This window comes from Desulforamulus aquiferis (assembly GCF_030577015.1).
GTDB classification, from domain to species: Bacteria; Bacillota; Desulfotomaculia; order Desulfotomaculales; family Desulfotomaculaceae; genus Desulfotomaculum; species Desulfotomaculum aquiferis.
In genome coordinates this window covers 101,302-120,677 of sequence record NZ_JARPTC010000001.1, presented here as the reverse complement: position 1 = coordinate 120,677, position 19,376 = coordinate 101,302, and the positions used below count along the sequence as shown (strand labels likewise).

The 19,376-nt window shown below is 43.8% G+C and carries 17 protein-coding genes and 1 riboswitch; of the genes, 2 read left to right on the top strand and 15 right to left on the bottom strand.

Annotation, left to right across the window (positions count from 1 at the left end):
* Position 1: 1 nt before the first annotated feature.
* From P6N53_RS00640 to ade, 14 genes are all read right to left on the bottom strand, one after another.
* Positions 2-490 carry a (2Fe-2S)-binding protein gene (locus P6N53_RS00640; protein WP_304540332.1) on the bottom strand — a complete coding sequence of 163 codons (489 nt, stop codon included), beginning with the start codon at positions 488-490 and terminating at the stop codon, positions 2-4.
* Positions 491-492: 2 nt separating this feature from the next.
* A complete protein-coding gene (locus P6N53_RS00635) occupies positions 493-1,353 on the bottom strand; it encodes an FAD binding domain-containing protein (protein ID WP_304540330.1) in 861 nt (286 codons plus the stop codon).
* Between the two features lie 79 nt (positions 1,354-1,432).
* Complete coding sequence (locus P6N53_RS00630) at positions 1,433-2,584, bottom strand: 4Fe-4S binding protein (RefSeq protein ID WP_304540329.1); 1,152 nt, start codon at positions 2,582-2,584, stop codon at positions 1,433-1,435.
* Positions 2,585-2,728: 144 nt separating this feature from the next.
* Positions 2,729-4,471, bottom strand: a complete 1,743-nt coding sequence (locus tag P6N53_RS00625) for a PucR family transcriptional regulator (RefSeq protein ID WP_304540327.1) — start codon at positions 4,469-4,471, stop codon at positions 2,729-2,731.
* A gap of 351 nt (positions 4,472-4,822) precedes the next feature.
* Entirely contained in the window at positions 4,823-5,524 is a 702-nt protein-coding gene (locus P6N53_RS00620) for an ABC transporter ATP-binding protein (RefSeq protein ID WP_304540325.1), read from the bottom strand.
* A gap of 13 nt (positions 5,525-5,537) precedes the next feature.
* Complete coding sequence (locus P6N53_RS00615; RefSeq protein WP_304540324.1) at positions 5,538-5,903, bottom strand: GntR family transcriptional regulator; 366 nt, start codon at positions 5,901-5,903, stop codon at positions 5,538-5,540.
* A 3-nt stretch (positions 5,904-5,906) separates the two neighbouring features.
* Positions 5,907-6,680, bottom strand: coding sequence for a hypothetical protein (locus P6N53_RS00610; protein WP_304540323.1), 774 nt, complete (start codon positions 6,678-6,680; stop codon positions 5,907-5,909).
* Between the two features lie 153 nt (positions 6,681-6,833).
* Positions 6,834-7,274 (bottom strand): hypothetical protein, encoded by a 441-nt coding sequence (locus P6N53_RS00605; RefSeq protein WP_304540322.1) that lies wholly within the window; start codon positions 7,272-7,274, stop codon positions 6,834-6,836.
* Between the two features lie 18 nt (positions 7,275-7,292).
* Positions 7,293-8,237: an ABC transporter permease gene (locus tag P6N53_RS00600; RefSeq protein ID WP_304540321.1), complete on the bottom strand. Its 945-nt coding sequence runs from the start codon at positions 8,235-8,237 to the stop codon at positions 7,293-7,295.
* Complete coding sequence (locus P6N53_RS00595) at positions 8,179-9,276, bottom strand: ABC transporter permease (protein WP_304540320.1); 1,098 nt, start codon at positions 9,274-9,276, stop codon at positions 8,179-8,181. The genes P6N53_RS00600 and P6N53_RS00595 overlap by 59 nt, the downstream gene beginning before the upstream one ends.
* On the bottom strand, positions 9,264-10,790 hold the full coding sequence (locus P6N53_RS00590) for an ABC transporter ATP-binding protein (protein WP_304540468.1): 1,527 nt from the start codon (positions 10,788-10,790) through the stop codon (positions 9,264-9,266). Before P6N53_RS00590 ends, P6N53_RS00595 begins: the two co-directional genes overlap by 13 nt.
* 66 nt (positions 10,791-10,856) lie before the next feature.
* Positions 10,857-11,885 (bottom strand): BMP family protein, encoded by a 1,029-nt coding sequence (locus P6N53_RS00585; protein WP_304540318.1) that lies wholly within the window; start codon positions 11,883-11,885, stop codon positions 10,857-10,859.
* A 93-nt stretch (positions 11,886-11,978) separates the two neighbouring features.
* Positions 11,979-14,093 (bottom strand): xanthine dehydrogenase family protein molybdopterin-binding subunit, encoded by a 2,115-nt coding sequence (locus tag P6N53_RS00580; RefSeq protein WP_304540317.1) that lies wholly within the window; start codon positions 14,091-14,093, stop codon positions 11,979-11,981.
* A gap of 15 nt (positions 14,094-14,108) precedes the next feature.
* Positions 14,109-15,875, bottom strand: coding sequence for an adenine deaminase (gene ade / locus P6N53_RS00575; protein WP_304540315.1), 1,767 nt, complete (start codon positions 15,873-15,875; stop codon positions 14,109-14,111).
* A gap of 168 nt (positions 15,876-16,043) precedes the next feature.
* Positions 16,044-16,143: riboswitch (purine riboswitch) on the bottom strand.
* 197 nt (positions 16,144-16,340) lie between these two features.
* Here ade and P6N53_RS00570 point away from each other — a divergent pair.
* Together P6N53_RS00570 and P6N53_RS00565 are read left to right on the top strand one after the other, a co-directional pair.
* Complete coding sequence (locus P6N53_RS00570) at positions 16,341-16,937, top strand: DUF502 domain-containing protein (RefSeq protein ID WP_304540313.1); 597 nt, start codon at positions 16,341-16,343, stop codon at positions 16,935-16,937.
* Positions 16,938-17,242: 305 nt separating this feature from the next.
* On the top strand, positions 17,243-18,838 hold the full coding sequence (locus P6N53_RS00565; RefSeq protein WP_304540311.1) for a HAMP domain-containing methyl-accepting chemotaxis protein: 1,596 nt from the start codon (positions 17,243-17,245) through the stop codon (positions 18,836-18,838).
* Positions 18,839-18,897: 59 nt separating this feature from the next.
* Here P6N53_RS00565 and P6N53_RS00560 read toward each other — a convergent pair whose 3' ends face one another.
* Positions 18,898-19,239 carry a DUF4870 domain-containing protein gene (locus P6N53_RS00560; RefSeq protein WP_304540310.1) on the bottom strand — a complete coding sequence of 114 codons (342 nt, stop codon included), beginning with the start codon at positions 19,237-19,239 and terminating at the stop codon, positions 18,898-18,900.
* Positions 19,240-19,376: the final 137 nt, after the last annotated feature.

The window sequence follows — 19,376 nt, the reverse complement described above, 5'->3', positions numbered from 1 at the left end:
ATTACAGTACCTCCTTTCCTTCAGCCATACTATTACTTGCCTTTTGCACTGCTCGAATTATCTTTTGGTAACCTGTACAGCGGCAGAGATTGCCCGACATTGCTGTGCGAATTTCCGATCCAGTGGGAGATGGATTGTAATCTAATAACGCCTTGGCTGATAAAATCATGCCCGGGGTACAATAACCACACTGGATGGCACCTTCCTCCACAAAGGCCCTTTGCAGGGGATGGGGATTATCCGGTCTGCCTAAGCCTTCAATGGTGACCAGTTCCTTGCCCTGGGCCTGTACCGCCAACACCAGGCAAGAGTTAACCGCCTTACCATCCAGGATCACGGTACAAGCTCCACAGTCCCCCTCGCCGCAGCCTTCCTTGGCCCCTTTTAGTCCCAATACCTCCCTGATTAAATAGAGCAAATTTTTATCTTCTTCCACCTGCACCTGGGTCTGCTTGCCATTAACCGTCAAGTCTAAAGCTATAAGAGCCATTTTTATTCCTCCTCCCCATGGCACAAGGCTTCTAAAGCCCGCTTAACAAGTACTTCTGCCAGATGCCTACGGTGTTCAGCAGTAGCCCTAATATCACTTATTGGAGAAATATCCCCCGCTATAATTTTCTGGGCTTCCCTAATGGCAGCTTCATCTAGCTTCTTCCCTAATAAATAATCCTCCACTTGCTTAGCCCTGACGGGAGTGGGAGCCACAGCTCCCAGGGCAATACCTACCTTGACGCATTTACCCTGGGAATCTAACTCTATACAGGCAGCCAAATTAATTAACGATATGGCCATGGCATTTCTTTTGCCGATTTTATAAAAAACCGATCTAGCAGCAGGGTTTGCTTTTATCCTAACCTTGCTGATGAGCTCATCCCTTTGCTTCACTGTTTTACCCGGTCCGGTGAAGAATTCATCCGCCTCTACCTCCCGTTCACCCTTGACACTCACTAGGCTCAAAACCGCTCCCAGGGCCATTAATGGTGTAACTGTATCAGCGGCAGGGGAAGCACTCTGCAAATTACCCGCCAGGGTTCCCCTGTTTCTAATTTGCGGCCCCCCAACCATCCCAGCGGCGGCGCTAAGGGCAGCATAGGGTCCCTTTAAACAAGGTGCATTAGTCAGATCAGCATGGGTTACCAAGGAGCCGATTTCCAGTACCTCTTGATGCAAACTTATTTCCTTCCACTCATTTAATCTCGACAAATCCACTAGAGCCTCAGGTTTAATTTTTGCACGATGTAGATCCACAAGTATGTTGGTTCCCCCGGCTACCGGAATCATTGCCCCCTGGTTGTTTTTCAATATTTCCAAAGCCTCAGAAGAATTACTGGGAGTTAAAGTTTTAAAACGCATATTCTCCTCTCTCCTTTGTCTCTAATTTACGGATTAACACTTTAGCCCCCTTCACACTCTCTCAATGGTATAGTGCTGCCTACCGAAGTTCGATGGAGCCGGTGGGGCACCACTGGGCACATAGTCCGCAGCCGTCACAATTGGACTGGGTAACATAATGTGCTGTATCCCCGGCAGTAATAGCCCGATAGAAACAAACTTTTTTACAGATGCCGCAGTTTGTACACTTATCAGCATCAATGCTGGCATATTTAGCTGGCAGCTTGGCCAGGTCTTCCACAGTGGTGATGTGTGGTAAAGCGATACCGCGAATTTCCTCCAGGGATTTATAGCCCTTGGCATCCATCCAGTTATCCAGATCTTTAAGCAGCTTGGGAATAACTTCATAGCCGTTCCACATTACTGCGGTACAGGTTTGTACTGTGGAGGCGCCCAACATGATATATTCAACAATCTCTTTAAAACTCATGACACCTCCCACCGCGGAGATAGGGATATCCACATTCCGGGCAACTTCCGAAAGATGCCGCATAACAATGGGCTTAATGGCCGGGCCGGTATAGCCACCGTAAGCCCGTAAGAGTGGGATGCCCGTTTCTATATCTACCCCGGCAAAGGAGCGTACAGAGTTGCTGATGGTTACTCCGGCAGCCCCTGCTTCCTTGGCAGCCTGCGCGATTTCCACCATGTCCGCTACATTGGGTGTCAATTTAACGGTCAAGGGAATCTTGGCCGCACCCTTAGCCAGTTTGGTCTGCTGGTAGGTCAGCTCCGCACTTTTACCGATATGCATACCAACGGTTGAGGCGGGCATAGGACAAGAAACATTTAGTTCCAAAAGATCCACTAAGCCGGTGGCCTGAATTTCCTCTATTAGTTGGGCTGTCTCTTCGGGCTGGGGCATGGCAAGGACACTTACCTGCATGGTGGCCCCACCCTCCTTAGCGATGGCCAGGTCCTTATTAGTCCAATCTTCCCTGGTCTTGGTGGTGAACAATTCTAAATTAACCATGCCAAAGGGCTTGCCATTTTGCCTGATTAATTGGAGTCTGCCATTGCAGGGGTGGGCTGCCCAATCCTGCAGGGGGCCAATGGTTTTGGGTATTACACCACCTATACCTGCCAGTCCTGCCCTCTTCATACCCTCCCCGTCCCAGCCAGGAGTGGCAGAAGACAAAACCAGGGGATTTTTAAACTCAATTCCTGCATAATTAACCTTCAAATTAGCCATAAACTTTTTCCACCTTTCGACAATTAGGATTTATTAATAGTCTGAAAAAGAGATGTGTTGCTTTTGACTCTAAATGTTCAAAAGTTCAACAGCTTCTTTCCTAGTTAGTGTTCTGTATCAACGTAACACCTTCCTTTGGACCGTTTAACCAATCCTTAATTGCCACTTTTGTTTCGTTTGGACAGTGCCAAGGGCTGCTGTATTGGTGGTGCTCTGTTCATCAACAAACTGACTAAGCTTCATACTCAATTGCAGATTAAAACGTTCATCGGGATTATTTAAATTTAGCCCGGTAATTTCTTCAATTTTTTTTATCCGGTAAATCACTGAGTTTTTATGTATATAAAGGTTTTCTGAAGTTACTCGCAAATTGCAATCATGCTTAAAATAGTAAAATAGCGTTTTCATCAATTCCGTATTGTTTTGCCCATCATAGGTAATTAGCTTCCCCAGGGTCTCTTGGTAAAAATCCTGCATGGCCAGAGAATCCTTTAGTTCATACAAAAAGCGGTACGGGCCTAATTCCTCAAAGAAGGTTATTTTGGACAACCCCTGCATAGACCGCCCTATACGCAGGGAAGCCAAAGCCTCATCATAGGAATATTTAACATTGCGCACTCCTGTAAAGGGCCTGCCTATGCCAGCGGAAATTTCAAGCTTTGGCAATTTAGCTGCCATTTTAGAAATAATCTCGTTAAATTTTTTAGTCAGTACTGCTAGTTCATTACGGCTAGGTAAATGCACTAAACCCGTTACACTATCACTCTTGGCTAACAACATGGCACCCCCGGGATAATCCAAAAGGGCATTGTGCACCAGTTGAAGAATTTCTGCCTTGAGTTCCTGAACATAGCCTTCATCCCGCTTAGCTTTATACATTAGATAACTTTCAAAGCCATCAATATCCAGCACAAAAACCACTAGGCGGGTATTAATATTAAAATTTAAATAGCTGGCCCTTTTTATCACTGCCTCATCATATTGGAAATTGCCCCCGATCAAATCTTCCAGGAGTTCTCCCCGTATTTGACGTTCTGCTTCGAAAACAGCCTTTTCTTTGACAAAATCCAGGGCAACTATGGTTGAAGCATGTTCTAAAGCCCTCAAATCCTGTTCATCCAAGACCCGGCAGATTTCCAAAATGGCCAAGTAGCCCTGAAGATTACCATTTATTTTCACAGGTGCAATGACTAAATCTCTTTTTATATCACCAATGGTTAACTCCACTTTGTGCCACCTGTGTGGTTTTAGGGAAGAAAAATCCCCCCTATTCTCCTCTAAATGAGTTAGAATGGCCCCATCCCAGTTTTCTATGAACTCGCACTCCCCAAAGGCAGGCCAGGTGTTGGCTAATACATTACCCGCACGGTCAGCAATCAGTACCGGATTCCCCGCCAACTGAGAAAGGGTTTGGGAAATACTAGGTAATCCTTGTCCCTTTAAAACTACTTCTATCAGCCTGTTATGGATTTCTTCGGACTTTTTCAATAGGCAAAACTGATCATTAATCAGCACTTCATAAATAGGAATCATGAAATCCATGTATGGTACATCCTGGGGCAATTCAATTAACGGAAGTCCAACTTCGTTGGCACGCTCAATCATATCCTCAGGAACCTGATCAAAATATTGTCCCGGCTTTATGCCAAAGGCAGCTACACCCCGTTGGGCCAATTGCCCTATTAGGCTTTTCCGCAGCTCTGCATTATCCCTAAGGGTAAAACCAGCGGTTACTAGAAGCTCTCCGCCCTTCATCCACTTTGCCACTTCAGGCACTTCCATAATGTTGACAAAAGTGACCACGTTATCTAATCCTTGATGACCACCGACTACCTTAGCTTCCTTCAAAGCACTAATCTCCAAAGCTTGCCTTACAGTGATCCCCATTTTGCAACCCCCTATGGTTAATTCCGTAAATTGACCCTAGAAAAATGAAAAGAGGCCTTTTAGTTTTAAAACTAAAAGGCCTCCACGCCCTGCAAACTAATACAACTCCGTACAGCTTGCCCAATTTTATATTAATTAAATAAAGGTAAAAGCTATTTTACCAACTTTTTTTATAAATTTCTACACATTAATCAATAATCCTTTGTATACATGTAACAATAAACTACTTTTTCTTTTGTAATAAAGTACTAAGGTACGTTTCTTCCTGCTCTCATTAAAATATAATTTTACCAAGCCGAAAAAGGGGTGTCGTTTAACTACTAAAAAGTAGTTTTACGACACCCTTTTTCCTTAAGCTAGATTTTCCTTCATCCACTCCACCAGATTCTGCCCATGGGTGCTTCTTATTTCGTCTACCTCGGCCATTCCACGTATCTGCCCATTTTGCACCGCTACAACCATGTCTAGGATTGGCTCTACTTCTGTAACCTCATGGGTAGTCATAACCACTGTCTGCTGTTCTAAATCCAGATAGGAAATTAAGGACTTGATGATAGAATCCCTAACAAGAGGATCTAGACCGGACAGGGGTTCATCCATGAGGATTAGCGGAACTTTTCTAGCTAGGGTGAGAATAATTTTTAGCCTGCCCCTATTACCTTTCGATAAAGCCTTTACTTTTTTATCCGGGTCCAGCTGCATAAAGGTTAACATCTCCTGGGCCTTTGCCACATCGAAATCAGCAAATAGTCCTGCATTGAAATCAATGGTTTCTTTGACGGTATAGAAAGGGTAAAGTACATCTAATTCCGATAGATACGAAACTTCCGATGCAATCATTCGGTTAACCTCTTTGCCATTTACCTTTACAGAACCGCTGCTGGGGCGAACCAAGCCGGCGGTTAACTTTAACAGGGTAGATTTGCCGCTGCCATTTGGTCCTACCAGACCAATAATCTTGCCCTGGGGCAGACTAAGGGTGACATCATCTAAGGCCACCTGTCTAAGATATCTTTTCCTAACATTGCTAAATTGAATTATATGCTCAGCCATATTTATTCACCCCTTATACATGATCCAAAGATTTTTTAACCCCTTCTACTATCTCAGGAGCAGTAAAGCCCATTTCCTTCATATCAGCTATAAATCCTTCAATCTGCTCATTCATTAACTCTTCCCTAAGTCGCCTTAATCGTTCTTCCTTCTCGGTGATAAAGGTTCCAAGTCCCCTTCTAGTTTCCGCCACCTCTAAACGCTCCATTTCCGCATAAACCCGCTGGGCTGTATTTGGATTAACACCCATTTGTACTGCTAATTCCCGTACAGAGGGCAATTTATCCCCGGCCTCCAGTTCACCCCGTATTATTTGACGGCAGAGGCGCTGGATGATTTGCAGATAGATAGGCTGGTTGTTATTAAAGGATTGTACCATGGCCTACACCTCGACCTTATTGTCCAGCAGCCAGGCAGACAGGGCAAAGACAGCCATGGCTACTATTAATGGCAGTATGATTTGGCCCGCATAAATTTCCATAGCACCTATATGTTGGGCCGCCGGTAAAACCTGATCTGCTGTTATTAAATTAATTTTGAAGGCACCCCACTTGGTTAACCTATCATAGAACCAGGTATGATGGAATTTGCCAACACCCCAGGTGGCCAGAAAGAAAATTCCAAGCCCTGCCAACCAGTTAAATCTCCCAAATATGCTGCGGACACTGGCAGTTGCAACCACCACCAGGGAACTCCAGGCGGCCATATAAATGCTGAGACCGATAATGGCAAGACCTAAATAGGACCCAACCTCCGTTGCGAATAATACTAAATTCCCCGTGCTTACACCTATTTCCTCAGAGATAAAAACAATTGTAAGGTAAACAAATAGGGCATCCACCGCCAATACGGCAAGCATTGCAGCCATTGCCACTACAAGTTTAGCCGAAAGCAGCATCCAGGCCGGATATGGACAATGTAGCCATAGATGGGGCGTTTGCTTAACTTCACCGTTAATACTTTTTAGCATGAGTATTGCCGGCACAAAGGTGGCGGTGATCAATAGCATGGATGCCGGGGCCATAATAATCCCCAAGCTATCACGATTATAAAACATTGCCCAAAGTCCGCCAATAATCAGCATGCCTAACAAAACAGCCACCAGATTTCGTTCCATGCGATATTCTTTTTTTACTAGATTCCACCAGGCGTTCATTTTCTTCCTCCCCACACTGTACTATTGTATTGGTGTTATAGTTGTATAGTACACTAATTCAATATTGCTGTCAAGGAGACAAAAAGACCCTGACTCTTTTGTGGGAGTCTCAGGGTCTATTGCTGTCATCAATTTAATGTTAGGTAACCAAACCTAAAGCCTGCTAAACTTTTCTATGTAAGTTCCATCCACAATATCCTTAAAGGCCTCCACATAATACTTGCCTCCATGGTAGGTTAGATTAAAATGCATTTTTTCACCGGGAAGTCTGGCCGCTACTGTAACAATGGCTTCCCCCCCTTTCCCGTCAGGGGAAAGCTTCACCTCATCCAGGTAAAAATAGAGGGGAGTTAAATAGGGGTAACTTCTTTCTTTCTTAAAGTTCTCTATAAAAGCTTCTTTGCTGATGCCATTTCTCAACTCAGGTGTTAAGTATTTATAAACATCACCAGGCCGGTTTTCATTGACAGCATCTATAAACCCTTGGGTCCGCTTAACAGCCTGCCTTTCTCCAGGCGAAAAGGTATATATACCTCCTGTCAACAGTATAAGCAGGGTAAATATAATAATCCTTTGGAAAGCTCTACACCTCACCGTTCATAACCCTCTTTCTTATCGTTCAGCCCTGGAATAGGGCAATGTATAGGCAGCGGGAAATTCAGCTTTCTTGGAAACACTTATGAGAACCAGGACAGTTAAAATATAGGGTAAGGCAAGCAGCAATTGATGGGGTACCGGTACCCCAATAGCCTGCAGTTTTAGCTGTAGAGCATTGGCACCTCCAAAAAGCAGGGCTGCACCTAAGGCTCTATAGGGGTTCCAGCGGGCAAATATCACCACTGCTACGGCAATAAAACCCCTGCCTGAAACCATTTGGTCCAAAAAGGTATTCATAAGCCCTATGGATAAAAAGGCGCCTCCCAAACCCGCACAGGCTCCCCCTATCATCACGCATAGATAGCGAATTAAGGATACATTGATGCCCTTGGAATCGGCCGCCCGTGGATGTTCGCCCACCGCCCGAACCTTTAAGCCAAAGGTGGTTTTCTCCAGCACAATATAGGTCACAACTACAAGGATCAGTGTTAGATACACAAGGATATTATGTTCAAACAAGATCGGGCCAAATAGGGGTATGTCGCTTAACAGAGGTACCTTGATGGCCTGGAAGGATTCAATTTGAGGCGGTAGTTTTTGCACCCCAAAAATACTGCGGTATAAATAAGCAGACAACCCGGTGCCCAGGATCGTCAGGGCGGTGCCGGCAATTACTTGATTAGCCTTCACCGTTATGCTTAAAAAACCCATAATAAGGGAGAATAAAATTCCCGTAATAATTGCCAGTAAAACACCTACCCACAAACTTCCCGAAAAATATGCACCTACAAAACCACCCAGGGCACCCATAAGCATAATGCCTTCTAAGCCAAGATTAAGTATGCCTGAGCGTTGTGTAAAGATATCCCCCAGGGCAGCCAGAAGAATCGGCGCACTTGTTCTAATTGCTCCTGCCAGTAGACTTATCAGAAACCCCTGTGTTAATAATTCCGACAGCATGCCTATCCCTCCATTGGGTGTAAATTATCCGGCTAATTACAAAGATAATAACCAATCCCTGGATTACATTTACCAAGGAAAAGGGCACCCCCACCATACGCTGCATGGTGCTCCCCCCAACCATCAGGGCAGCAAAGAAAAAAGAGGATACCATGATACCAAGGGGATTTAGTCCCCCAAGCAGTGCCACAACTATGGCCAAACTACCGTAACCGATGGCAATATCATCAATTAATCGGTAATGGATGCCGAAAACTTCACTCCAACCGGCCAGCCCTGCCAAACCTGAAGATATGAACATGACCAGCACGATTGTTTTGGAAATTTGAATGCCACTGTAACTGGCCACATCCGGCCCCTCACCCACCAGTTTGACCCGAAAGCCCAGGGAAGAGCGCCAGAAGAAGTAGCCGGCCAGGATGATTAGTAGAGCTACCAAGATACCTAGATGCAATCTAGTCCCACTTAATAGTATGGGCAGCCTGATGGCTTCACCGATTAGCTCTGTTTGGGGAAAGCCTTGCCCCTTAGGATCAATCATAGGCCCCCGGATGAGCCAGGATAACAAATAAACAGCTATGTAGTTGAGCATTAGGGTGGTAATAACTTCATTGGCATTAAACTTGGCCCTTAAAGCTCCTGCCAAACCTCCCCATAGGGCTCCGCCTAAAAAAGCAGCCATAAAGGAAAGGGGCAGCAGGATTAATGCTGGCATAAAGGATAGATTTAGGGCCACAAATACAGCAAATACCGCCCCCAGTGTAAACTGTCCATCTCCTCCGATATTCCAGAGCTGGCTTTTGAAGGCTATGGATGTGCCCAGAGCCATGATCATCAGGGGAGTCGCCTTCACCAGGGTTTCCGCTATGCGGTTTTTCGACCCAAAGGCGCCCCAAAATAAAGTTTTAAAAGCCTCTATGGGGTCTTGCCCTGTTACCAGTAATAAAAGCCCCCCAGTCATAATAGCTAAAGCAATGGTAATTACTGCCGGGGCTATACTGACCAGGGCACTTTTACTAAGCTTAATTATTTTTTGCATTGCCCAGCCCCACTTTCCACGCCTGCCATCAGCAAACCAATCTCCTCTATGCTAACGTTTTTATTGTCTAAGATTCCTTTGATTTGCCCGTCATATATTACCGCTATACGATCCGATAGCTGCAGAATTTCCTCCAGGTCAGCTGAAATTAATAGAACACTTACTCCTTTGTCCCTTTGTTCTATAAGTTTTTCCCTGACATACATAGTAGCACCAATATCAAGGCCCCTGGTTGGTTGGTTAGCTATGATTACCCTGGGTGAAGAACTAATTTCCCTGGCCAGAATAATTTTCTGCTGGTTCCCTCCCGACAAATCCTTTGCCTTTGCCTCTATGCCACTGGCCTTAATCATATACTCTTTTAACAACCTCTCTGCATTATCCTTGATGGCCTTAAAGTCTAACAGACCCTTGGTTGAAAAACGAGGCCCATTGAATTCTTTGATGATTAAATTAGAACTTATATCAAGGCCCATAGCCAGACCTGTTTTATGCCGGTCCTCAGGTATATGGGCAATTCCTTCCGTAATAAAATCCTTGGTTTTTTTACCTGTCAATTCCTGTCCATCAAGCGCTATTTTACCTGATGAAACAGTTTTAAGGCCTGTTAGTACCTCACACAATTCCTTTTGACCGTTCCCGTCAACTCCTGCCAAGCCCAGTATTTCTCCCGCTCTGATAGAAAAATTAATACCATTTAATATTGATAATTTTTTTTCATTAACTAGGGTCAAATTCTCTACAACCAGCCTGTCCGGGCCAAAATCCGAACTCCTATCTTTAAAGTCAAAGAGCACTTCCCGTCCAACCATCATGTTTGTTAAATGACTTTTAGTTGTTTCACAGCTTATCTTTTCATTGGCCACTCTACAGCCATCCCTTAATACAGTTACCTCGTCACAAATATTAATAATTTCTTCCAGTTTATGGCTAATGAGCACCACGGCCTTACCATCATCCCGCATAAGCTTCAGAATATTGAATAGTTCCTTTGTCTCTTGGGGCGTAAGTACGGCTGTTGGCTCATCAAGTATTAATATCTCCGCCCCCCGGTAAAGAACCGATAATATTTCCACCCTCTGCTGTTCCCCCACAGAAAGGTTTTTAATTAATGCTTTGGGATTTATCATTAAGTGATATTTCCGGGCTAACTCCAGCAATGCAGTCTCAACATTGGCTGTGTCTAAAAAAGGTCCCTTCTTTGAGGGCAGCCCAAGCATAATATTTTGAGTAACAGACAATGGCTTAACCAGCATAAAGTGCTGGTGGACCATGCCAATACCTAAATCCATTGCCTTTGAGGGCTTATCTATTGTGACCTTTGAACCATCTACAAATATTTCCCCTTCGTCCGGCTGGTAGAGGCCAAAGAGTATATTCATCAGGGTTGTTTTCCCTGCCCCATTTTCACCCAGAAGGCCATGTATTGATCCCTTTAACAGCCTGAAGTCTACCTTGTTATTAGCAACTAAACCCTTAAAGCCCTTTGAGACTCCCTGCATTTCAACAGCCACTGATTGCAATTTGCCCTCACCCCTGGTAAAAAATAAAGGGGCCTGGCCAGCAGGCCCCCTGTTTTATTATTTTTCGTACTTAGGCATTTCCACAGCATTCTTAGCTAAAGCTTCCTTAACTTCCGTCAGTTTAGCTTTAACCTCGTCGGGAACGGTGCTATCTAGACCATGGAAAGGAGCCATGGTGATTCCACCATTTTCAACGGTGAGCCAGTAGAATTTTTCATCCCGGTTGGTAAAGTTATCATTTAAAATATCGTCAACAATCTGCTTCACTGCGGGTGTCCAATTATAAACTACCCCGGACAGTACATTGTTTGGCGCTAAAACATTTTGGTCAGCAACGTTGCCCATAACAAGCTGATTCTTTTGTTTAGCTGCCTCCACTGTACCTAAGCCAATACCGTCGCCGGAGTGCCAAATTACATCAACGCCGGAATCATACATGGTGATGGCACCTTCCTTAGCCTTGGCTGCGTCACGCCAATCACCTGTATAAAGCTCCTGGATTTGAACATCAGGATTAACCTGCTTGGCCGCATGTTTGTACGCTTCGTGTCCACGATAGATTTCACTTACATCAGCACCACCAACAACACCAATCTTGTTAGTTTTGGTCATCAGTCCGGCTAGGGTTCCCATGAGATATCCGCCGCCTTCCAGGTGGATATCATATACACAGGTATTAGGCAGTGTCTTATAGCCTGTTCCTAAGGCAAATTTGGTATCGGGAAACTCTCCCGCCACCTTGATAATTGGCTCCATAAATTGGAAACCATGACCAATAATCAAATCATAACCTTCTGACGCATAGTCCCTTAGGGCAGGTTCAATGTTGGAAACTTCATATACTTGTTCGGTATAGGTTAATTCGATTTTGCCCTTGTACTCTTCTTCCAGGGCCTTTACACCCTCATACATGGCCTGGTTCCAGGAAACATCATCAATTTTGCCAGGTAATATCAGGGCTACCTTTAGGGGTTTGGTCTCGCTGCCACCTTCTTGGGGTGCCTTTTCTTCTTTGCTGCCACAACCACTAAATAATAAGCTCATAATCAGCAGGGCTGACAGCAGTATGCTTGCCTTAATTCTCATTACTAAAACCTCCTCCATTTCTGTTCATTAGTTAAAATTCTTTGGAGCCAAGTTTTTTGTCTTCAACCACCTCACATTAAGCTAATCTTTAGGTCATTGCCTAGTTCTATAGAATCTTGCTATTTTCTCCCGACAAACGGGAAGCTCATTAATAGGCACCGCTACAACTTGACTGATGGCCGCGGTGATTGCCGGGGCAATGGCCACTGTACCAACCTCCGCCGCTCCCTTTAGGCCCATGGGGCCAGTTTCTTCATATTCATTTACAGTTGCTGTTTCTATCTGGGGTGAATCTAAGCAAGTAGGTATCAAATAAGTCGCAAGACTTGTATTTGCCGGAATACCTTCCGAAAAACCTACCTGTTCAAAGAGGGCATATCCCACACCCATAGCTACTCCACCTTGGATTTGTCCTTCCAAGGCCATGGGGTTAATAATTTTCCCTGCTTCCGTTACTGCAAAAACATCCAGCAATTTTACTTCCCCAGTCCTGGGATTAACTCTAACCTTTACTGCCTGGGCTATAAAGGTATACATACAGTGAGGTAAGCCAATTCCTAGGTTCGGTTCCTTAACTTCTGGGAATACCGCTTCCCCTATGCCCCTTGACATTTCACCCAATGATTCCTGACTTTTCAAATCCTCTATGGCCGCCAGCAGGGCATTACCTGAAATATAAGTGGTCCGGGAGGCAGCGGTGGAGCCACTATCGTGGGTTAGCCCTGTGTCTCCCATAACAACTTCGATATTCCTAGGAGGAACTCCCAGGGATTCGGCGGCTAATTGAACAAAGGCAGTATTACTTCCCTGGCCAATTTCCACCGTGCCAATTTTTAACTCATACCTTTCACCCGGCAATTTTCTTATCTCTACCTTTGCTTTATCTTCAATGCCTTTACCCATACCGCAACTAAGATAACCCGCCGCCATCCCATAACCAATATTAGGCTCCTTATTGACATATTTCTCCTGCCACAGGGGCGAATTTTCCAATAATCTTAAGGCCTCTCTGATGCCCACAGAATGTTCCATTGGCTGGCCCAGGCTTCCCTCCGCTCCCCTATACAGGGCATTTTTTATGCGAATTTCAACGGGATCAAGATTAAGCTTCTGGGCTGCTCTGTTCAGGATAGTCTCTGTGGCAAAGGCAGTCTGGGGTGCACCAAAACCCCTCATGGCACTGGCGGGAGGTTTATTGGTGTAGCATAGATAGCCATCAATACTAACATTGGGGACTACATAGGGCCCAGCTGCATGTTCAACCCCTAGGCCCAAAACCGCCGGCCCCAGGGCAGCATAAGCTCCTGTATCATAGTAGAGTTTCCCTTGATAGGCCGTGATGAGACCATCTCTATCGAAGCCCATTCGGATATTAACCCTGGCTGCATGTCGTTTATAGGAGGTCCTTAGGGATTCCTCTCTGGAAAAAATCATACGTGCAGGCTTCCCTGTTTTCCAAGTGGCCAAAGCTAGAAACAGTTGTACTGTGTTGCCGTCCTTGCCACCGAACCCTCCGCCAACATTGGCTGTCCTGACTCTGACTTTATCCTCTGGTATATTTAGACACCTGGCTATTTCTTGTTGGTCATAGAAGGGGTTTTGTGTGCCGGCTATAATGTTTAAGGTGCCGGCCTTATCTAAAAAGGCTACTCCCGCTTCGGGTTCCATATACAAGTGGTCTACCATTGGTACATTAAAGGTATCCTGCAAGGCTATAAAACTATCTGCAAAGGCTTTATCGGCATCTCCCTTTTGGAAGGCAATTTTATGCAGCAGGTTTCCCTGACCGTGGATAGGGGTTTCACCTTTTAGAATCGCCTCTTCGGCATCACCTATAACCTTTATGGGCTGGTAGTTTATTTTAATCAGTTCAGCATACCTACTGGCCAAGGCCGGGCTTTTGGCTGCTATTAAAGCGATGGGCTCGCCATAAAACCTTACCTTATCCTCGGCAAATACAGGTTGATCCTTTATTATCTGACCAAAGATGTTTAGCGGAACATCCTTGGCAGTAAAGCAATAGATATCCCTCTGGCCTTTAATGGCATCCATATTGATATCAGCAATAAAGGCGTGGGCTTGTGTAGAACGTACCAGTTTAAGATGCAGCATATCAGGAAAGTAATGATCTCCTGCATAAAGAGCTTGGCCCGTAACCTTGCTTATGGCATCTATACGAGGTAGTGAGTTCCCAACTACTCCTGGCAATTCTCTGACCCCCTCTTAATCAGTCTCAATGACTGTGGGTATAATTCTATGGTTTAATACATCAATCAAGCCGAAATCTGTTAAACCAAGTTCAGGAACCGTGGGCAGGGAAATAAAGGATAGGGTCATAAAGGGCGCGGGCAAATCACAGCCAAGTCCTGCCGTCTTTTCATTCAGCAGCTCAATTTGCTCCATTACTTCATTGGCCGGTAAGGGACTCATCAATCCCCCTATGGGCAGGGGCAATACACCCATCACTTTACCATCCTGCACTGCCACCAGCCCCCCCTGGTGCCTGGCAATCTCCCGGGCGGCTAGATACATATCTTCATTATTAGTACCAACAATGACAATATTGTGGTGATCGTGGGAAACTGAGGCGGCCAAAGCCCCTGATTTCAGCTTAAAGCCACGAACAAAGCCCAATCCAACCCTGCCGTTCTTACCGTATCTTTCTACTACGGCCAGCTTTAATATGTCTTCGACGGTATTGACCTGAACTTCATTGTCGGAAATACCCAGCCATTCCTGTGAGGCATAGTTTATAATCTGATCCGGGTAAAGATTGATAACATTTACTTTACAACGCTGCCCCTCTGCTTTAATGGCAAAGGCATCTGGTGAAAGCTCCGGGGCAAGCTTTATAGTAGAACTTAAAAAATCAGGATATTGTCCAATTTTTGGTTCGTTGATTAACTTTCCTTCTTTAGCAACAATCTTACCCTGCTTAATTACCAAGGCAGGTTTAATCTCCTGCAGGTTGTCGAGGAAAAGAATATCTGCCATTCTCCCTGGTGTAAGTGCCCCGAGTAAATGGTCCACCCTAAAGTGTTTGGCTATATTAATGGTGGCCATTTTAATGGCCTTAATTGGATCTAACCCAAGCTGGATGGATTTCTGAACATTGTAGCTGATGTGACCTTCCCTGGCGATATCATTAACATGCTTGTCATCGGTGCAAAAGAGCAGATTTTCGATAGGCAGGTTGTGCTCTACCACACCCTTAACTAACGCCTCAACATTCCTTTCCGTACTGCCCTCCCTAATCAACGCCTTTATTCCTAGCCTAAGACGTTCAAATAGTTCCTCATAGGTAACTGACTCATGATCATCCGAGAGACCTGCGGCAGCATATACATTTAATTTATTCCAGCTAAGTCCTATGGCATGTCCATTTGTCACTTTACCCTTGTTCCTGGCGCTAATAATCTTGGCCAGGTACTCTTCTTTAACAGAAAGTATCTTTGAGGGATCCAATTCCCCTAAACTTGCCGAAATATTGCTATCCAGCAGCTCACTAACTTCCCCAACCCCTAAAACCCCGCCTGTGGTCTCCAGGCCGGGAGCGGTGGGCACCCTGGAAGATACTTGTATGTAGATTCTATAAGGCAGCTCATCAATATTGTTCAGCAGTGCCTCAACACCGGCTAATCCGGCCACATTGGCAATTTCCATCGGGTCTGCAAAAAGTGTGGTGGTCCCCCAGGGAACAATGACACTGGCAAGGGCTTCGGGGGACAAAAGGGTTGGTTCGATATGGATATGTGCATCCATAAAACCTGGAACTGCAAAGCGTCCCTTACCATCAAGCACCACCTTTGCTTCAACGGGCCAATCAGGATTTATGGCCACAATTTTACCGTTTTTAATTACCAGGGAGCCAGCAAAGATCGATTCCGTATAGACATCCACAATTTTAACATTTCCAATGTACATATCTGCTGCTTCGTGCCCAGAAGCAGCCCTTAATTCCTGGGCCAGCTTAAGAACTTCCCTCTGCATATCTTCACCTCGTGTATTACTTCATTGACTAAAAAAGGATATAAAAATACCCAGACAGATAGATCTCACCAAGAGTGAAACCTACCGTCTGGGCTTTTATCCCTATCGGTGTAGCAAAAACGCCTGTACCGCTCGGACCGAGCCAGCCCCAAGGGGGATGTGGAACCCTAGGTACACTTTCCCTCTCGTAGTCAGGCGATTACGGTCACCCGGTAGAAACACTTGGGCCAATTCCCAAGCATATACGATAATTATTATTTTAAAACATGTTAACAACCCAGGAAAGTTTTGTCAACGACAAAACTATACAAATATTAACAATGTGTAAAGAAGTATTGTTGAAATTTTAGACATAGTGATAGCTTTTAAATAGTTTTTTTACTTTATCACCATAAGTTTTGTTATAATATTTTATGTTGTTCCTTTATTGGTTATTTATTTTTACTTACAAGTGAGGTGGCCTATTTGAAAAAGATTATTAATACTTTCCTGGCAGGAATTTCCGCCATACTCCCCCTGGGACTAACCACCTTTATAATCTACAAGCTTTTTATGTTTGTAGACAGCCTTACAGCCAATCTAATTGCATCATTATTAGGTAAAAAAGTCATCGGCCTAGGCTTTATAACAACGGTTTTAATAGTATTTCTTGTTGGTATGATAACCAAGAACTTTATCGGTAAAAAATTAATCAGCTGGGCAGATAACATTTTCGAACAAATCCCCTTTGCTCAGACCATCTATAAAGCAGCAAAGGAAATTATTAATACTATCCTAAATAAGGATAAGAACTCCTTTAAACAACCTGTATTGATTGACTTTCCATCAAAGGGTTTAAAAAGTGTAGGGTTTTTAACAAACGATAGTGTCATGGTAGATGGAGAAGAGAGATATTTGGTTTTCATACCCACTACGCCAAATCCCACCACTGGATTTTTGGTTTGTGTAAAGAAGTCCGAGGTTGAGCTATTAAATATTTCAGTGGATGAAGCAACAAAGATTATCATATCCCTTGGGGTCATAACTCCGAAGATATTAACACAGGTTGATTTGAAGGAGTAAGCCAAAAGCTATAGTCCTTTGCCCTTTCATATATTAAGCAGTTATTAGCTTTATGGTAATGACTGCTCTTTTTTGTTTCCTGCCTTCTGCTTTAAATGATAGCTTCTATAATAATTAGGAAAATATATGAATTCTCAATATAACTAATCCAAAATATAAACTGATATTGTAAAATTCGACAAATTTATATAAACTAATACAAATATTCTTTTATTACCCAGAAGTTAAATAAAAGGAGGTGAAGCTGTAATTTCAAGAATATTTTGTTAACTATTTCCGATTATATCAAAGATGGAGTGTATATAATGTTAAAAAATTTAAAAATTAGAGCAAAGCTATTATTATCCTTTGCAATTATTGTATCCCTGGTAGTTTTTTTAGGGGCGGTGGGTTACAAAGGAATCTCAGATATCTCAAATAATTTTGATGAGGTCTCCACAATTACTTTACCCGGTGTACAAGCCCTTACCATGTTAAAGGAATCTCAAATCGCCATGTTCAGTACAGAGTTTGCCATGCTTAACCCCAGGATGACAGAGGCAGAGCGGCAAGAACAGAGGGAAAGGTGTAGCGCTGCTGAAGAAATGGGCAAGGAGGCCCGGGCTATTTATGAAAATCTCCCTAAAACAGATGAGGAATTAAGGCTCTGGAACGAGTTTATACCCAAATTTGAAAAGTGGTACAGTGATCATGAGGAATTCCACAGGTTAAATAAATTGGAGAAGAATGACCAGGTTTGGGAAGAGCTCTCCAACCACACACTAAATATTGAAATAATCTCTTTTACTGAATCCAACAATTTATTAGGCGAGCTTGTAAAAACTAAAGATAATCTTGTTGCTTCAAAGAACAAACAAGCTGACGAAATTGTAGCTGCATCAAAAAATTTATTCCTAATAGTTATTGGTGTCTGTATACTATTGGCCATGGGGTTAGGCTATTGGCTAAATCGACTTATCACACTTCCAATTAATCAGTTAGTAGTTTCAGCAAAAAATGCCTCCTCCGGTGATTTAACTGCCGAAGTAAAAGCTAGTTCAAAGGATGAAATAGGTACTCTGTCCGAATCCTTTAAACAAATGATTAGTAATACCAGGGAGCTTGTTAAAAACATTGGGAACAAGGCTATATCGGTATCCGATACCGCCGAGCAGCTTAATGCCAGCGCTCAGCAAACCTCGGTGGGTGCATCTGAGAATGCATCAAGCATTAATCAGATTGCTGTAACCATAGATAATATAACACATATCACCCAGGATGCCTCTACACAAACTGAGTTGGCTTCTGATCTGGCAGACAAGGGGCAGAATGATATAGCTTTGGTAAATAACCAAATGCAAGAAATTGCTTCGGCAGTAAATGAAGTAAGTATTGCCCTAGGTGCCTTAAGCACAGCTACAGGAAAAATAAATCAGTTCGTAGAAATTATCACACAAATTGCCGAACAAACTAATCTCCTGGCTCTCAACGCAGCCATTGAAGCCGCCAGGGCCGGTGAAAGTGGCCGGGGTTTTGCTGTGGTTGCCGAGGAGGTAAGGAAGCTAGCAGAACAATCTGCCCTCTCCTCCACAGAAATTAAACAGTTAATTCAGGACGTTGATGCACAATCCAGCAATGCCCTTCAAGCCATGAACCTGGGTAATCAAAAGGTTGCACAGGGCAGCAATATTGTAACAGACGTGGGAATAAGGTTTGAAGAGATAATTAACATTGTTCGAGAATTAAACGGCAAGGTTCAAAATATTGCCGCCTCTGTACAAGAGGTCAATGCCGGAATTGAAAATGTGGCTGCATCAACCGAGGAGCAAACTGCATCTATGCAAGAGATTTCCGCATCCGTAAGCACCTTGTCTGAGATGTCAACTGAGTTAGAAAAACTGGTTGGGAAGTTTAAAGTTTAGATTAGAAGTGAGAGAACAAAAACAGCACCTCCAACAAACTTGGGCGGGTGCTGTTTTCTTTATAAAAACCTGATGGTAAGGGGGTAACTATAATAATCACCCTTATTGGCCGCCATGGTAGCCTTAATAATGACAACAATATGGAAAATAAAAAGTATACCAATTAGCAGAAAACCAACTAAAACAAAGGCTAAAACAGCAGAAACAATGGCGTATATGAGCATGGAAATATTAAAATTTAATGCTTCCTTTCCATGTTCATTGACAAATGGGTATTCTTCCCTTTTAATTAGCCACAAAACCAGGGGCACAATGATATTTCCCAGGGGTATAAAATAGCCGCAAAATCCACCTAGATGACAAAACATAGCCCAAGTTCTCTCCTGATTTCCCGAAGACATCTGACCCCTCCTCTCTAATGGAGTATATTTAGCGAACCATTTTTCCCATTATATTACTACAATCATGGATATTCTCCTCACACAGAAAATTTCCTCTAAATTATTGCTCATATGAGGAAATTGACCTTTTGATTATT

Coding starts and splice junctions, on each gene's coding strand:
- P6N53_RS00630 (WP_304540329.1), bottom strand. CDS start 2,584: ATGGCTAATTTGAAGGTTAATTATGCAGGAATTGAGTTTAAAAATCCC.
- P6N53_RS00565 (WP_304540311.1), top strand. CDS start 17,243: ATGTTAAAAAATTTAAAAATTAGAGCAAAGCTATTATTATCCTTTGCA.
- P6N53_RS00585 (WP_304540318.1), bottom strand. CDS start 11,885: ATGAGAATTAAGGCAAGCATACTGCTGTCAGCCCTGCTGATTATGAGC.
- P6N53_RS00595 (WP_304540320.1), bottom strand. CDS start 9,276: ATGCAAAAAATAATTAAGCTTAGTAAAAGTGCCCTGGTCAGTATAGCC.
- P6N53_RS00625 (WP_304540327.1), bottom strand. CDS start 4,471: ATGGGGATCACTGTAAGGCAAGCTTTGGAGATTAGTGCTTTGAAGGAA.
- ade (WP_304540315.1), bottom strand. CDS start 15,875: ATGCAGAGGGAAGTTCTTAAGCTGGCCCAGGAATTAAGGGCTGCTTCT.
- P6N53_RS00640 (WP_304540332.1), bottom strand. CDS start 490: ATGGCTCTTATAGCTTTAGACTTGACGGTTAATGGCAAGCAGACCCAG.
- P6N53_RS00620 (WP_304540325.1), bottom strand. CDS start 5,524: ATGGCTGAGCATATAATTCAATTTAGCAATGTTAGGAAAAGATATCTT.
- P6N53_RS00560 (WP_304540310.1), bottom strand. CDS start 19,239: ATGTCTTCGGGAAATCAGGAGAGAACTTGGGCTATGTTTTGTCATCTA.
- P6N53_RS00610 (WP_304540323.1), bottom strand. CDS start 6,680: ATGAACGCCTGGTGGAATCTAGTAAAAAAAGAATATCGCATGGAACGA.
- P6N53_RS00600 (WP_304540321.1), bottom strand. CDS start 8,237: ATGCTGTCGGAATTATTAACACAGGGGTTTCTGATAAGTCTACTGGCA.
- P6N53_RS00615 (WP_304540324.1), bottom strand. CDS start 5,903: ATGGTACAATCCTTTAATAACAACCAGCCTATCTATCTGCAAATCATC.
- P6N53_RS00635 (WP_304540330.1), bottom strand. CDS start 1,353: ATGCGTTTTAAAACTTTAACTCCCAGTAATTCTTCTGAGGCTTTGGAA.